The sequence below is a fragment of the Rhizocola hellebori genome, assembly GCF_016862955.1.
GTDB lineage: Bacteria > Actinomycetota > Actinomycetes > Mycobacteriales > Micromonosporaceae > Rhizocola > Rhizocola hellebori.
This window is the reverse complement of sequence record NZ_BONY01000027.1, coordinates 38,747-52,943: the sequence shown is the minus strand read 5'-3', so window position 1 is coordinate 52,943 and position 14,197 is coordinate 38,747. Positions and strand designations below refer to the sequence as shown.

The window sequence follows — 14,197 nt, the reverse complement described above, 5'->3', positions numbered from 1 at the left end:
GTGCTACGGGTCATTCTTTCGCACCTGCGCCGCCGGCCGGGCCGGGCCAGCGCGCTGTTGCTCGGCATGGTGGTCGCGACCACCGGCTTCGCGGTGCTCACCGGGAGCACGGCCACGTCGCGCCTGCAGGTGACCGGGACGGTGGAGCGCAACTCGCGCGGGGCCTACGACGTGCTGGTCCGTCCACAGGGGACGGTCACCGAGCTGGAACGCTCGCGCGGCCTGGTCCAGCCCAACTTCCTCGGCGGCCAATACGGCGGGATCACCGCGGCTCAGCTCGCCACGGTGCGGCAACTGGCGGGAGTGGAGGTGGCCGCCCCGATCGCCATGCTCGGCCAGGTCTTCAACCCGGCGTGGACCGGCGCCGACATCACCGCCGCCGTGGACCCCACGCTGACCCGTCAGATCATCGAGGTGAGCCCGCGCTGGCGAGCTGACGCCGGTCTGTCCAATGCCGACGATTCGCTGGTTGATTACGTCTACCTCACCAAGCGACCGGTGATCTGGCCCGTCGGGCGCAGCTCACGCGACGGCGCTTACAGCGACGGCAAGACCCGCCCGCTCACCACCTGCGACGGTGCCCAGGGCCGTGACCCCATCGAGGTACAGGAGGACGGCTCGGAGTCGCCGATCTGCCTTACCGGGCCCAAGCACGACAGCCAAGAGCGGCTCCGGTTCATCTACGCCATCGTGCACCTGGACGGTGACGGCCGCTTCTGGCAGGACACCATAGACGGCCCTCGTTCCCAGGAACGGTTGCGGGTGTTCATCCCGGTGTCCATCCCGCAGCTGGTGGCGGCGATCGATCCGCAGGCCGAGGCGCGTCTGGTGGGCCTGGATCGGGCCGTGATCGATGGCCGGTACCTGAACCCGGACGAGCCCGCGGAGCCGATGCGCTACTCGGACGGCAGCAGTCCGGTGGACGGGGCGATGCTGGCCAACGCGCTCTACGCCAACCGGCTGCCGCTGGACGAGCAGGTCGCTTTGCAAACCCGTGGCGTCGCGGTGACCGGGCTCGCGGAGGTGGCCGACCGTGCCGGGCTGGCCGCTGCCGTAGCGGGCAAGACGGCGATCGTTCGCGACTACGGCGAGGTGACCGAGGCTTACACTCCAGCGGTTTGGGCCACCCCCGCGGTGGACCTCAACCCGTGGAGCGATCTGCGGCTGCTGATGCAGTCGGGTCCGCTGACCGTCACCGAGCTGCCCTCCGGTGAGCTGGCGCCGCAGGCACTGGCCCCGGCGGCGAACAGCTGGCCGGAGGGCGGAAGCTGGCTGGCCCCGGTGCCGGTGCTGGCGGGCGATGTGGGCTTCCGCAAGTCGGTGGTGGACTTACGAAGCGCGCTCCTCGGCAAGATCGTCGCCACCCGTACGGTCGGCGTCTTCGATCCCACGAAACTGGCCGCCGACGCGAATCTGGGCCGTGTGCCGCTGGAGACCTACCGCGCGGCAACGGCCGCAGCGCAGGGGCGCACGCTGTCGGCCAACACCAATCCCAGCGGCTACCTGACCATGCCGCCCAGCGTCCTGCTGGCCCTGGACACCATCCTCGCCAACGACGCCGTCGCCGACCCGATCAGCGCGATCCGGGTCAGGGTGGCCGGGGTGGCCGGTGTCGACCCGGTCTCCAACGAGCGGGTAAGGCTGGTCGCCGAACAGATCGCGGCGCAGACCGGGCTGGCGGTCGACATCGTCGTCGGGTCCTCCCCGGCCCCGCAGCGGGTGCGGTTGCCGGGCGGGAACTTCGGGCGGCCGCCGCTGCTGCTGACCGAGGAGTGGACCCGCAAGGGCGTCTCGCTGGCGATCATCGAGGCGGTGGATCGCAAGAGCGCCATGCTTTTTGGGCTCATCCTCGTGGTCTGCGTGCTCTTCCTGGCCAACGCGGTCACCGCTGCCGTGAGCGAACGGCGTCGCGAGCTGGCGATCCTGGCCTGCCTGGGCTGGTCGCCGGGACGCATCGCGGCCGCCGTCACCGGCGAGGTGAGCCTGCTCGGTCTGCTGGCGGGGGTCTGCGGTGGGGGCGCGGCATTGGGGCTGGGTGCGCTCCTCGACCTTGAGGTGCCGTTCGGGCGCGCCGCGCTGGCCGTTCCGGTGGCGGTGGGTCTGGCGGTCATCGCCGCGCTCGTTCCGGCCTGGCAGGCGGCTCGGGCGCATCCGCGCTCCCTTCTCGAGCGGGCGACCGCGGATGTCGGCGGCAGGGGCGGGCGGCACCGGTCGATCGCCGCCATGGCGCTGGGTAACCTGCGCAGAAACCCGGCCCGCACGGCGGTGGCCGCGCTGGCGTTGCTGGTCGGCACGGCCGGGCTCACCGGGGTGGTGGCGGTGAATCGGGCTTTCCACGGCTCGATAACCGGCTCGCTGCTCGGAGATGCGGTCTCCGTTCAAGTTAGAGCCGTCGACACCGTGGCGGTGGTGGTGACGCTGTTGCTGGGCCTCGGGACGCTGGCCGACGTGCTCTACCTGAACGTGACCCAGCGATCCAGCGAATTCGCGGTCCTGCAAGCGATCGGCTGGTCCGCCGGCTCGGTGAACCGGCTGATCGCCTATGAGGGGTTGGCGATCGGCTTGCTGGGCGCGGTCTCCGGCGCTCTGGTCGGCGTCGCGGCGGCGGCCTGGCTTGCCCGGGAAACGCCCGGCGCTCTGCTGTGGGTCAGTGCGGCGGTTGCCCTGACCGCGGTGATGGCGACGACTGCCGCTCTGGTGGCACCGGCGCTTGCCCAGCGCCGCTTGCCGATTTCGACCCTGCTGGCTCAGGAGTAGCGATGACTGACATCCATCTTCGGCTCACCGACGTTACCCGGGTCTTCTCGGCCGGCGGGGCGAGCATCACCGGCGCCGACGCGATCAGCCTCGACGTGGCCGCGGGCAGCGTGGTCGGTGTCACCGGCCCATCGGGCTCGGGCAAGTCGACGCTACTGCATCTGATCGGCGCGATCGAGAAGGTCGACTCCGGCAGCATCACCGTCGATGGCGTTGAGGTGACCGCGTTGCGGCGAAGGTCGCTGACCGCCTATCGGCGCACGGTGGGCTTTGTGTTCCAGCGATACCATCTGCTGCCCGCTCTGACCACATTGGACAATGTGTTGGCGCCCGTGCTTGCCTACCGCGTGCGCTACGACAAGGTCGCCCGAGCGCGTGAGCTGCTGGAGGCGTGCGGCCTGGCGGGCCGCGAAAGCGCTATGCCGAGCCAGCTTTCCGGTGGCCAGCAGCAGCGGGTCGCCATCGCCCGAGCCCTGATCGCCCGGCCCCGACTGGTGTTGGCCGACGAGCCCACGGGCAACTTGGACTCCGGTACCGGAGCGGAAATAATGGATTTGCTTTTGCAGATCAGGCAGCAATTCGGCACCACGATGCTGATTGCCACCCATGAGCAGCACATCAGCGCCCAATGCGATCGGCTGGTGCGCCTGCGCGACGGCAGAGTCGCCGAGGACCTCGTGCTGACCGATGGCGAGCCGGCCGACGAAACCCTTGCCCGGATAAGCGGTTTGCGGCCCTAGTGCGGATCACTCGCCGTGATGTTGGCGAAGCACGCGCACGAAAGCGGTCAGCCCGGTGAGCAGCGCTTCGCGCTCATCGCGTGACATCGCCTCCACCCAGCGCTGGTACTGCTCGTGCATGGTGGCGGCCATCCCGGTGTGCAGCGCCCGGCCGCGATCGGTGAGCCGCAACCGATAGAGCCGCCGGTTGGCCGGATCACGCTCGCGCACCAGCAGTCCCTTGCTCTCCATCTCGGCTGCCATCCGGCTCACCGAGCTCTTCTCCAGCCGCAGCCGCTCGCCCAGCTCCCGCTGCGAGATCGGGGTGTCGGTGTCCAGCTCGTGCAGCGCGAAGGCCTGCGACATCGAGATCGGATGACCGGGCACGGCGGAATCGGGCTGCAGCAGGCCACTGACCAGCATGACGTCCATGAACAGCCCGTGCAGGCGTTCCGCCGTGGATTCCAAACCGATCCCCTTGAAAAGTTGTGCTCTGCAACTATCTAGTTTACCCTCGATGGATAGTTGTAAGTTACAACTGTCAGGGAGGAAACGCGCCATGCACCGACACGGCAACATTCCCAAGGCATTCGAGGGCCGCAACAGCCGCCTATACAACTTCGTCGCCAAGCGGTTGCTCCGCCGCGTCTACCGCAGGCTGGCCCAGGATGTCGCCAATCTGGCTCCGGAAAAAGCCTCAATCCTTGATGTGGGTACCGGGCCAGGCGTGCTCCTGATGGAGCTGGCGCAGCGCCGGGCCGACCTGCGCCTCACCGGGGTCGACCTGTCCGCCGACATGGTCGCTGTGGCGGCGAAAAACCTTGCCCCGCAAGGTGAGCGCGCCACCGTGCGGGTCGGCGACGTGACCGGGCTGCCGTTCCCGGACGCGTCTTTCGACCTCATCGTCTCGTCGCTGAGCCTGCACCACTGGGACGACCCCGAGGCTGCCGCGCCCGAGCTGGCCCGGGTGCTGCGTCCCGGTGGCCGGGTCGTCATCTACGACTTCAGGTTCGCGCCTTTCGACAAGCTCGCCGCCGCCTCGCGCGCGGAGCGCGGCGCAGTGGCGACAGGCGTTCCCTTCTTCCCGAAGCTGACCAGGTTTGTCCTGTCGTCGTAAGTAAGGGAGAAGTAAATCCGGGCACCGTTTATCAGGTAGCGGACAGCCCTTTGTGAGGATCACTCCTATCCTCTTGCCATGTCGGGTGTCAGCGCAGACCGGATGATCGAGCGGATACGCCGCTGCGTCATCGGCGATGAGGTGATGCTGGACGGCCCGTACGGGCGGCGGCGGCTGGTTTACGCCGACTACACCGCCTCGGGCCGGGCGCTGACCTTCATCGAGGACTTCATCCGCGACCACGTGCTGCCCATGTACGCCAACACGCACACCGAGGCGACGGCCACCGGACGCCGGACCACGCAGCTGCGCGAGGAAGCGCGCGCCATCATCCATCAAGCGGTCAACGGCAGCGCCGATGATGTGGTGGTCTTTTGCGGGACAGGGGTGACCGGCGCGATCGACCGGCTGGTCAGGGTGTTCGGGCTCACCCGGCGCGGCACTGGCGAGCCGGGCACGCCACGGCCGGTCGTCTTCGTCGGGCCCTACGAACACCATTCCAACGAGCTGCCCTGGCGTGAGTCCAATTGCGACCTGGTCACCATCCGCGAGGCCGCCGATGGCGGGGTCGACCTGACCGACCTGACCGCTCAGCTGATCCTGCATCAGGATCGGCCGCTGAAGATCGGAAGCTTCTCGGCCGCCTCCAACGTGACCGGGATCCTCACCGACGTGGACGCGGTGTCGCGCGTGCTGCACGAGCACGGCGCACTGTCCTGTTGGGACTATGCCTCGGCCGGGCCCTATCTGCGCATCGACATGAACCCGGCCTCCGATCCGCTGGCGGCCAAGGACGCCGTGATGATCTCCCCGCACAAGTTCGTGGGCGGCCCGGACACACCCGGGGTGCTCGTGGCCAAGCGCGCTCTGTTCCGCAACCCGGTTCCGGTGGTTCCGGCCGGCGGCACGATCCTGTTCGTCAGCCCCACCACCGTTTCGTACCACCCTGAGCCGTCGATCCGCGAGGAGGGCGGCACGCCCGCCATAGTCGGCTCGATCCGGGCCGGGCTTGCCTTCTCGGTCAAGCAAGCCGTGGGGACGGTGGAGATTCACCGCCGGGAAAGCGAGTTCGTCAAGCGGGCGATGGCCTCCTGGAGCAAGGATCCGCGCATCGAGATCCTCGGCAACCCGAGCGCGCCACGCCTGGCGATCGTCTCCTTCGGCCTGCGCCACGGCTCCGGCCTGCTGCACGGCAACTTCGTGGCCGCTCTGCTCAACGACGTCTTCGGTATCCAGGCCCGCAGCGGGTGCTTCTGCGCGGGGCCTTACCTGCACCGGGGCTTCCCCATCAACGACCTGTGGTCGCGGCGGATGGAGGAGGAGATCGTGCGCGGGCAGATGGGGGCCAAACTTTCCTTCGTGCGCTTGGGTTTCAGCTACTTCGCCAGCGAGGCGACCGTCGACTACCTGATCCGGGCGGTGCACCTGCTGGCCGAGCATGCCTGGAAGTTGTTGCCGCACTATCGTTTCGACCCGGCGACCGGCCTGTGGCAGCATCGCGGCGCGCAACCTGCCGCCGCGGCGGGGCTGGCCGGGGTGCTCGCCGGGGAGGGCCTGCGGGCGCTGCCGCGGGCGAGCCGCTCCGATCGCGTGCTGCGCCGCCAGCTGGCCGCCGCAGAGCGAATCTTCAAACATGCCAAGCGTTCCGGGGCGCGGCTGGGCCAGCCCGAGCGCTCCGCGGCCGCCGGGTTCGAGAACATCCGCTGGTTCCCGCTGCCCGATGAGGTGAACGCCGAGTACAGCCCAGCCTGCCCGCCCCGCGCCGACGCGATGCGCTAAAGCGCCCGGATCCTTTCCAGGGCAGCGTCTGCCGGCAGCGGGGGAAGTTCGCTGCCGTCGCGCAGGCGCAGCGCGACCTGGCCGCTGGCCGCCTCCTTCGCGCCGATGACCGCGATGAAGGGCACCTTGCGTTTGACCGCCTCCCGGACCCGCAGACCCAGCGACCCCTCGTGGGCGATCTCCACCCGCAGCCCCTCGCGCATGGCTCGGTCGGCGAACTCCCGCGCTGCGACGTCCTGGGCTGCGCCCACCGGCAGCACAGCCAGCTGCAGCGGGGCGTACCAGGCTGGAAAAGCGCCCTGATGCACCTCGATAAGGTGGGCGAAGAGGCGCTCCAAGCTGCCGATGATACTGCGATGCACCATCACCGGACGCTGTCGTTCCCCTTTGCTGTCAACATATTCCAGCTCGAAGCGGGCCGGCTGGGCGAAGTCGATCTGCACGGTGGCCAGGCTCCACTCCCGGCCGGCGCTGTCGCGGACCTGCACATCGATTTTCGGGCCGTAGAAGGCCGCCTCGCCGTGCTCCTCCTGGAACTCGATGCCCGCCTCGACCAGGGCCGCGCGCAGCATTTCCTCCGCCAGATCCCACTCGCGCGGGTCGCCCAGGGCGTTGCTGCCGCGCAGGGAGAGGCGGAACCGGTGTGGCTCAAGGCCTAGCGCCTTATGGGCCCGGCCCATGAAGCGCAGCACCCCGGCCACCTCGTCCTGGGCCTGGTCGAGCCGGCAGAAGATGTGGGCATCGTTGAGCCAGATGGACCTGACCCGGCTCAGCCCGCCCACCACGCCCGAGCGTTCGGCTCGGAACATGCCGCCCAGCTCGGCTATGCGCAGCGGCAGCTCCCTGTACGAGCGGCCCTTGGCGGCGTAGACGATGGCGTGATGTGGGCACAGGCTGGGCCGCAGCATGAGCGCCTGGTCCGGATCGTCGTTGCCATCGGCCATCGCGGGGAACATGTCGTCGCCAAATTTGGCCAGGTGGCCCGAACGGCGGTACATCTGAACCTTTCCCAGCGGCGGTGAGTAGACGTGCTGGTACCCCTCCAGCCGCTCCTGTTCGCGGATGTATTCCTCGACCGCATGGCGGGCGGCGGCGCCCGCGGGCAGCCAGATCGGCAGCCCGGCACCGATCAGTGGGTCGCTGTGAAATATTTCGAGCTCTCTTCCGAGCTGACGATGGTCGATCATGACGCGCTGTCTCCTATGTGGACTTGGCGGCGTCGGGCTCCCTCCGCGGAGCAAGAAAACGGCCCCGGGACGAATCCCGGGGCCGCACGATGACTATTGGCTAGCAGGTCACCATGGCAACGCCGGGCGCGCCGGCGTCGTCGTGTTCCTGAACTGCTGCATAGCGCCACCTTAGGCCGGGCTTGGCAGTGGTGGCAAGCGAAAATGTCCGGCCCGCCGTCTATCGTGCCGGGCATGACAATGAACGATGTGCAGGCCGTCACCCGGGTCAGGCCACCGGAGGCCGCGCCGGAGCGCGAAACCGTGACCGGGCTGCTCGATTTCCTCCGCGCCACCGTGGTGCTCAAGGTGTCCGGCCTGACCGACGAGCAAGCGTTCTCAGCTTCGGTGCCGCCTTCCACCCTCACCCCGGCCGGGCTGATCAAGCACCTCACCGGAGTGGAGCGCTTCTGGTTCAGCATCGACTTCGCCGATGCAGACCTGCCGTGGCCGTGGGGCGACGAAAACCCCGGCGCCTTCCTGCTGGAGCCCACCGACACCATCGTGGAGCTGGTGGCCGCCTATGAAGCGGAGTGTGCGCGGTCCAACAGCGTCATTTCCAGCTACGGCCTCGATGACATGGCGCGGGCCGCAGACATGAATTTCAACCTGCGTTACGCCCTGATGCACATGGTTGAGGAAACCGCTCGCCATTGCGGTCATCTGGACCTGCTGCGGGAGCGCATCGACGGCGTGACCGGCGAGTAGCGCTCCGCAAACCTAGAGGTGGCGCAAGGCGTATTCGCCTATCTCCCCGAAGTCGACCATCACGCAGGCGTCGTGGCCGATCACCTCGGCGTCATGCCCTGGCGGCACGGCCACGGCATCGCCCTTGGTGACTTCGTGCACCGAGCCGTCCTTCATGGTGACGCGCATTGTGCCTTCGAGGCAGTAGATCAGATGCGAGACCTCGCAGAGCTCGGTCCCGGCGATCGGCTTGACGTTCACCGACCACCGCCAGCCGGGCTGAAAATGCCCCCTGGCGACCGCTTTGCCGCCCACGGTAACGATGTCGGCCCAGCCCAGCCCCTCGAACTTGCGGGTTTCGTCGGGCTGGTCGAGGCTCTTGCGTTCCATCGTGTCCATTACGCCACCCCCCGGATCTGTCCCCTTCACCGTAGGCTTATCGGGCAGACCAGGTCAATTGGGTCAGCGTGAGGGGAGTTTGACGACAGAGACGAAGAAGTTGTCGATCTGGCGCACAACGTCGATAAACCGGGTGAAGTCCACCGGCTTGTTGACATAGGCGTTGGCGTGCAGCTTGTAGCTGCGCAGCACGTCCTCCTCGGCGCGCGAGGTGGTGAGCACGACGACCGGAATGCTGCACAGGTCAGGGTGCTGCTTGATCTGAGCGAGGATCTCACGCCCGTCGAACTTGGGCAGGTTGAGGTCGAGCAGGATGAGGTCGGGCCGGGGCGCGTCTTCGAAACTGTTGCGCTGGTAAAGAAAGTCCAGAGCCAGCTCGCCGTCGCGGGCCACGTGCAGCTCGTTGTTGACCTTGTTTTCCGCGAACGCCTCCCGGGTCATCAGCTCGTCGCCCGGGTCGTCCTCGACGAGCAGCACGACGATGGGCTTGGCGACCGGTTCCTCGCTCATTTAGGGGGATTCCTCACTGTTGCGGGCGGGCAGGGTGAAACGGAAGGTCGACCCCGGGCCGGAGTGTTGCGAGTCGAGCCAGATGGTTCCGCCATGATGTTCGACGATTTTGCGGCACATGGCCAATCCGATCCCTGTCCCGCCATAGACGTCGCCCCGGCTGTGCAGGCGCTGGAAGATGACAAAGATCTTGTCGGCGAACTGGGGATCGATGCCGATGCCGTTGTCCTTGACGGCGAACTCCCACAGCTCGCCCGCCCGGCGGCAGGTGATCTCCACCCGGGCCGGGCGCTGCGGGTCGCTGAACTTGAGCGCGTTGCCGAGCAGGTTCTGCCACAGCATGTTCAGCAGGGTCGGGTCGCCGAGGACGATGGGCAGCTTGTCGCTTTCGATGACCGCGCTGGAAGCCTCGACCCGGTGGGTCAGGTTCTGTTCAGCGTTGTCGCAGATCGCATTGAGGTCGACCTCGTTCTCCGCGTCGTAGACCCGGCCCACCCGGGAGAACGCCAGCAGATCGTTGATGAGGATCTGCATCCGTTCCGCCCCGTCGACCGCGAAGGCGACGTACTGCTTGCCGCGCTCGTCGAGCAGCTCGCCATAGCGGCGCTCGAGCAGCTGGCAGAAGGAGGCCACCTTGCGCAACGGCTCCTGCAGGTCATGCGAGGCGACGTAGGCGAACTGCTCCAGCTCGCTGTTGGAGCGGGCCAGATCGGCGTTGGACCGCTCCAGCTCGACCGCCTGCGCTTGCAAAGTCGCCTGGGCCGCGACGCTGGCCGCCAGCGCGGCGACGATGCGCTGGCGCATGGTTTCGATGTCGCCGCCGAGAGCCCGCAGATCGGCCGGACCGTCGACGGCGATCCGCTGCTCGAAGTCGCCGCCGCTGACCTCCCGGGTGGCCGCCGCCAGCCGGGACATGGGCCGGCCGACGCCCGAGCGGATGAGCATCGTCACCAGCATGGCCGCGATCAGGAAGACGATGAGGACCCCGACCAGAACCGTGTTCTGCCACCGCATCGCCCGGGTGAGGTCGTCGCGGGCGGCCTGCCGGGCCGCGCTGATCTGCTGTTCCAGTCTGTCCAGCCCGCCGCGGACCCGGTCGAAGTCCTGCCTGCCCTTCTCGACCAGCCCGGTGGCGCTTGCGCCGCTTTCCACGGCGGTGATGACGGGCTCTGCCGTGCCAGCGCGCCATGAGCGTGCCAGCTCGACGACCTCGCCCAGCGCGGCCAGCGCCTCGGGTCGTTGCGCGAGAAGCTGCTGCAGCTGCGCGATCTGCGCCTGCTCGGCGGAGAGGCCGGCGTGGTAGGGCTCGAGGAATCGCCTTTCACCGGTGAGCGCGTAACCGCGAACGCCGGTCTCCTGATCGAGCAGGGCCGTGTTGAGCCGTTCCGCGCTGATGAGGGCCGGTGAAAGCCGGTCGGTCAGAGTCTGCGAAGCGGCGGCGGAGTTGCGCAGGGCAAGCGTTCCGGCGATGGCCGCCGCGACCAGGAGCCCGGCGAGGATCACCAGCCCGGACAGGATGAGGGTGTTGGTGCTGAAGCGCCGCCAGCCTTTATCGAACATCGGCGGTCGCTCCCCAGGTCACATAGAGCACGGCTAGATCATCGAGGTTGCGTCCGGCATCCTGGACGGTCACCGTGCGGACCAGGTCTTCCAGGAAAGCCTCCGGGGCGGCCTGCCAGACCTTGCCGGCGATCGCGGTCAGGCCTTCCACGCCAAGGCGCTCTTCGCCCACGCCGACCTGACAGTCGGTCATGCCGTCGGTGTAGAGCAGGATCCCGCCCTCGGCCGGCAGCGGCACGCTCACCGAGCTCCAGCTGCCGATGCCGGGCAGCAGGCCGACCGGGAAGCCGACAGCGGTCGGGATCGGGGTCACCACGCCGGTGGCCGCCAGCAGCGGAGCCGGATGCCCGGCACATGTGACGACCGCAGAGCCTTCTTTTCTGGTACCGGGAAGATGGATGTCTATCATGCAAATGCTGGCGAAGATTCCGTCGGCGTGCCGCTCGGCCACACACACCCGCTGCATGGCACGCAGGATCTCGACCGGATCGGCCACCCCCGCCAGCACCAGCCCGCGCCAGGCGAAGCGCAACCCGACCCCGAGCGCGGCCTCGTCCGGGCCGTGCCCGCAAACGTCGCCGATGAGCGCCCGCACGAGCCCATCGTCGGTCTCCACCACATCGAAGAAGTCGCCGCCGAGCAGGGCCCGTTGCCGCCCCGGCCGATAGCGCGAGGTGATGTTGACCCGCTCGTTGGCGACCAGCGGCCGGGGTAGCAAACCCCTTTCCAGACGGGCGTTTTCGGCGGCCAGCAGGCGCGTGTCGCGCAGCTCCGCGGCCGCGGCTGCCGCCGCTTTCCGCTCCATCGCGTAGCGGATCGACCGGCCCAGCAGGTAGCCGTCGACCTTGCCCTTGACCAGATAGTCTTGCGCGCCAAGGGTTACCGCGGAGATGGCGGTGGTCTCGTCGGCCATGCCGGTCAGCACCAGCACCGCGGCCTCGGGAGCGGATCGCAGCACCAGATCGACGGCATCCAGGCCCAGACTGTCCGGCAGGTTCAGATCGACCAGCACGCAGTCGACCTCGTCGGTCAGCTTGGCGGCGGCTTCGGCCAGCGATCGGCACCACACCAGCGAGACGTTCAGGCCAGTGTCGGAGAGCAGCTCTTGCACCAAAACAGCATCGGCTTCGTCGTCTTCGACGAGCACCACCTGCAGCGGCACAGCCGGCCCTTGCACAGCCCCTCCGGCCCCTTCCGCTGGTCGTCTCCAGTTGCGGGGCCCACTATACGCATCGAGGTGCGGATGTGAAAAAAGCCTAGATTTAAGGGCAATCGGGTCGCCCACCGAGGGGGTGCTTATCGCGTTTCCTTCCGCCGCTTGCCTTTTGACCAGCCCGAAGCCGATCACGCCACGGGTGGTCTTTACCCCGCCGGCGGGGTTTTCAAGCACGCAGGTGATGGGTACGCCGTCCAGCCGGCCCGTCGAGGGGCAGCACAACCTGGGTGCAGCGGCTCGCCGCGAGCACCGTGCCCTCCTCGTCGACCAGCTCGGCCGCGCAGAAGACCACCCGCCGGGTACGCCTGACCACGGTGCCGGTGGCGGTCAGCTTGCCCGGCCTGGTCGTGCGGAGGAACTCCACCCGGAGGTCGGCGGTGAGGAACGTTTCGTCGCCCTCCAGCACGGTCCAGCAGGCGCCGCCCATCGCCGAGTCCAGCACGGCGGTGACCAGCCCACCTTGGACCACAGGCCCGTTGCTGGTGGGAAAGCTGTAGTCGGGGGAGGCGTCCCATTCGACGGTGGCGTGTCCTACCGCGTTCTGTTTGCGCCGGAAACCCAGTGTCCGCCAGACATGCGGCCCGCCATCGGGTGGGCCAACCCAGTCGTCCAGATCGTTTTGCACACTGTTCTCCTCGCGCATGTTGACTCCATCGTTTGACCTCACGGTAGACAGGTGTTGTAGTGACCAACATGGATGGGCAGAATCTGGGACGTCTTGCCGCCACCGCGCTGGACCGACTTGGCGATTATCCGTCGTTGTTCTTCGAAGGTAACTGGCATACGTCGGCTGATATTCACACCCGAGCCGATCGGGTCAGCGCCGGACTGCGCGACCTCGGCGTCGCCCCCGGCGACCGGGTGGTGGTGATGATGGCCAACTGCCCCGAGGTTTTCGTTAGCTACCATGCCATCTGGCGCGCGGGTGCGGTGGTGGCGCCGGCCATCTTTCTGATGACCGTGCCCGAGCTGCGGCACGTGATGGTCGATTCGGGTGCGGTGGCCGTGATCGCGACGAAGGAGCTGCTACCCAAGGTGCTCCCGGCCGCGGAAGGGCTAGGGCTGAAGGTGATCGTGGCCGGCGCCGAGGCCATGGCCGGGGTGGTCGACTTCGCTGAGCTGGAGTCCGCTGCTGCCATGGACTATTTGGACGTTGGCGTGGATGGCCTCGCGGCGCTGCTCTACACCGGCGGAACCACCGGGCGCAGCAAGGGGGTTCCGCTCACCCACGGTCATCTCAGCGAGGGTGCGGGCGCGGCGCGCTCGGTCACCTATGTCTCCGGCATCACCCGGGGGGTGCTGGCCCTGCCGCTGGCGCACTCGTTCGGCATCCTGGTCACGGTCGGCGGGATGCATGCCACCGAGCCACCGGTCACCGCGTTGCAGCGATGGTTCGACGCCCCGGGCTGGCTGGCCCTGGCTCAGCAGCACAGGGCACAGGCGGCAGCGCTGGTGCCTTCCATGCTGGCGATGCTGCTGGCCCAGCCGCTGGAAGACTACGACCTGGCCGAGCTGCGCTTTCTGTCGTGCGGCGCCGCGCCGCTGCCGGCCGCGCTGGCCCGCGAGTTCCAGCGGCGGGTGCCGTCCGCGGTGGTGATGGAGGGCTACGGCTGTACCGAAACCGCCGGCATCATCAGCGCCACCCCGCCGAGTGCGCCCCGGCCCGGCACCGTGGGCAAGCCCGTCCCCGGCATCGAGCTACGGCTGCTCGACCTGGACGGCAAGGAGGTCGCCGCGGGTCAGGAGGGCGAGATTGTGGTACGGGGACCGAATGTGATGGCCGGTTACTGGGGCACGTCGCAGGAGGGCCCGGCCGCGGTGGTGCAGGGCTGGTTCGCCACCGGCGACATCGGGCGGCTCGACGAGGACGGCTATCTGTCCATTGTGGACCGGAAGAAGGATCTCATCATCCGGGGTGGTTACAACGTCTTCCCCCGCGACGTCGAGGACGTCCTGCTCGCCCATCCGGCGGTGGCGTCGGCCGCGGTGGTGGGGCGCGAAGACCCGCGGCTGGGTGAGGAGGTGGTCGCCTTCGTGGCGTTGCGTCCCGGGGCGGCCGCGACCGAGGAGGAGCTCATCGCCCACGCCAAGGCCCACCTGTCCGCCACGAAGTATCCGCGCGAGATCCATGTGGTGCAGGCCATCCCGCTGACCTCGGTGGGCAAGGTGGATCGCAAAAAGCTTAGGCAGCAGGTCCGCGACGCTTGACCGGTTACGTGACCATCAA

At 68.2% G+C, this 14,197-nt stretch carries 13 protein-coding genes; 6 read left to right on the top strand and 7 right to left on the bottom strand.

Annotated features, from left to right (window positions below; all coding sequences use genetic code 11):
* Window positions 1-2,757: an ABC transporter permease gene (locus Rhe02_RS22370; protein WP_203910268.1), complete on the top strand. Its 2,757-nt coding sequence runs from the start codon at window positions 1-3 to the stop codon at window positions 2,755-2,757.
* Between the two features lie 2 nt (window positions 2,758-2,759).
* Entirely contained in the window at window positions 2,760-3,497 is a 738-nt protein-coding gene (locus tag Rhe02_RS22365) for an ABC transporter ATP-binding protein (RefSeq protein ID WP_203910267.1), read from the top strand.
* Between the two features lie 6 nt (window positions 3,498-3,503).
* Here Rhe02_RS22365 and Rhe02_RS22360 read toward each other — a convergent pair whose 3' ends face one another.
* Complete coding sequence (locus Rhe02_RS22360) at window positions 3,504-3,944, bottom strand: MarR family winged helix-turn-helix transcriptional regulator (RefSeq protein WP_203910266.1); 441 nt, start codon at window positions 3,942-3,944, stop codon at window positions 3,504-3,506.
* 91 nt (window positions 3,945-4,035) lie between these two features.
* Between Rhe02_RS22360 and Rhe02_RS22355 the strand changes: the two genes are divergently transcribed.
* Together Rhe02_RS22355 and Rhe02_RS22350 are read left to right on the top strand one after the other, a co-directional pair.
* Window positions 4,036-4,593, top strand: coding sequence for a class I SAM-dependent methyltransferase (locus Rhe02_RS22355; protein ID WP_203910265.1), 558 nt, complete (start codon window positions 4,036-4,038; stop codon window positions 4,591-4,593).
* Between the two features lie 78 nt (window positions 4,594-4,671).
* Window positions 4,672-6,372, top strand: coding sequence for an aminotransferase class V-fold PLP-dependent enzyme (locus tag Rhe02_RS22350; RefSeq protein ID WP_203910264.1), 1,701 nt, complete (start codon window positions 4,672-4,674; stop codon window positions 6,370-6,372).
* Here Rhe02_RS22350 and thrS read toward each other — a convergent pair.
* Window positions 6,369-7,559 carry a threonine--tRNA ligase gene (gene thrS, locus Rhe02_RS22345; protein WP_203910263.1) on the bottom strand — a complete coding sequence of 397 codons (1,191 nt, stop codon included), beginning with the start codon at window positions 7,557-7,559 and terminating at the stop codon, window positions 6,369-6,371. The genes Rhe02_RS22350 and thrS overlap by 4 nt on opposite strands.
* A 234-nt stretch (window positions 7,560-7,793) precedes the next feature.
* On the opposite strand from thrS, the gene Rhe02_RS22340 reads away from it, so the two are divergent.
* Window positions 7,794-8,306, top strand: a complete 513-nt coding sequence (locus tag Rhe02_RS22340; protein WP_203910262.1) for a DinB family protein — start codon at window positions 7,794-7,796, stop codon at window positions 8,304-8,306.
* A gap of 12 nt (window positions 8,307-8,318) precedes the next feature.
* Here the strand turns inward: Rhe02_RS22340 and Rhe02_RS22335 are convergent, their stop codons facing one another.
* From Rhe02_RS22335 to Rhe02_RS22315, 5 genes are all read right to left on the bottom strand, one after another.
* Window positions 8,319-8,684, bottom strand: coding sequence for a cupin domain-containing protein (locus Rhe02_RS22335; RefSeq protein WP_203910261.1), 366 nt, complete (start codon window positions 8,682-8,684; stop codon window positions 8,319-8,321).
* A 63-nt stretch (window positions 8,685-8,747) separates the two neighbouring features.
* Complete coding sequence (locus tag Rhe02_RS22330; protein ID WP_203910260.1) at window positions 8,748-9,194, bottom strand: response regulator; 447 nt, start codon at window positions 9,192-9,194, stop codon at window positions 8,748-8,750.
* The gene (locus tag Rhe02_RS22325) at window positions 9,195-10,754 is read right to left on the bottom strand and encodes a sensor histidine kinase (RefSeq protein ID WP_203910259.1); all 1,560 of its coding nucleotides are present in this window, start codon (window positions 10,752-10,754) and stop codon (window positions 9,195-9,197) included. It abuts the gene before it with no gap.
* Window positions 10,744-11,916 carry a PP2C family protein-serine/threonine phosphatase gene (locus Rhe02_RS22320; RefSeq protein WP_203910258.1) on the bottom strand — a complete coding sequence of 391 codons (1,173 nt, stop codon included), beginning with the start codon at window positions 11,914-11,916 and terminating at the stop codon, window positions 10,744-10,746. The genes Rhe02_RS22325 and Rhe02_RS22320 overlap by 11 nt, the downstream gene beginning before the upstream one ends.
* A gap of 220 nt (window positions 11,917-12,136) precedes the next feature.
* Window positions 12,137-12,613: a PaaI family thioesterase gene (locus tag Rhe02_RS22315; protein ID WP_203910257.1), complete on the bottom strand. Its 477-nt coding sequence runs from the start codon at window positions 12,611-12,613 to the stop codon at window positions 12,137-12,139.
* Window positions 12,614-12,663: 50 nt separating this feature from the next.
* Here Rhe02_RS22315 and Rhe02_RS22310 point away from each other — a divergent pair, with 50 nt between their 5' ends.
* Window positions 12,664-14,178 (top strand): class I adenylate-forming enzyme family protein, encoded by a 1,515-nt coding sequence (locus Rhe02_RS22310; RefSeq protein WP_203910331.1) that lies wholly within the window; start codon window positions 12,664-12,666, stop codon window positions 14,176-14,178.
* The last annotated feature ends 19 nt before the right edge of the window (window positions 14,179-14,197 follow it).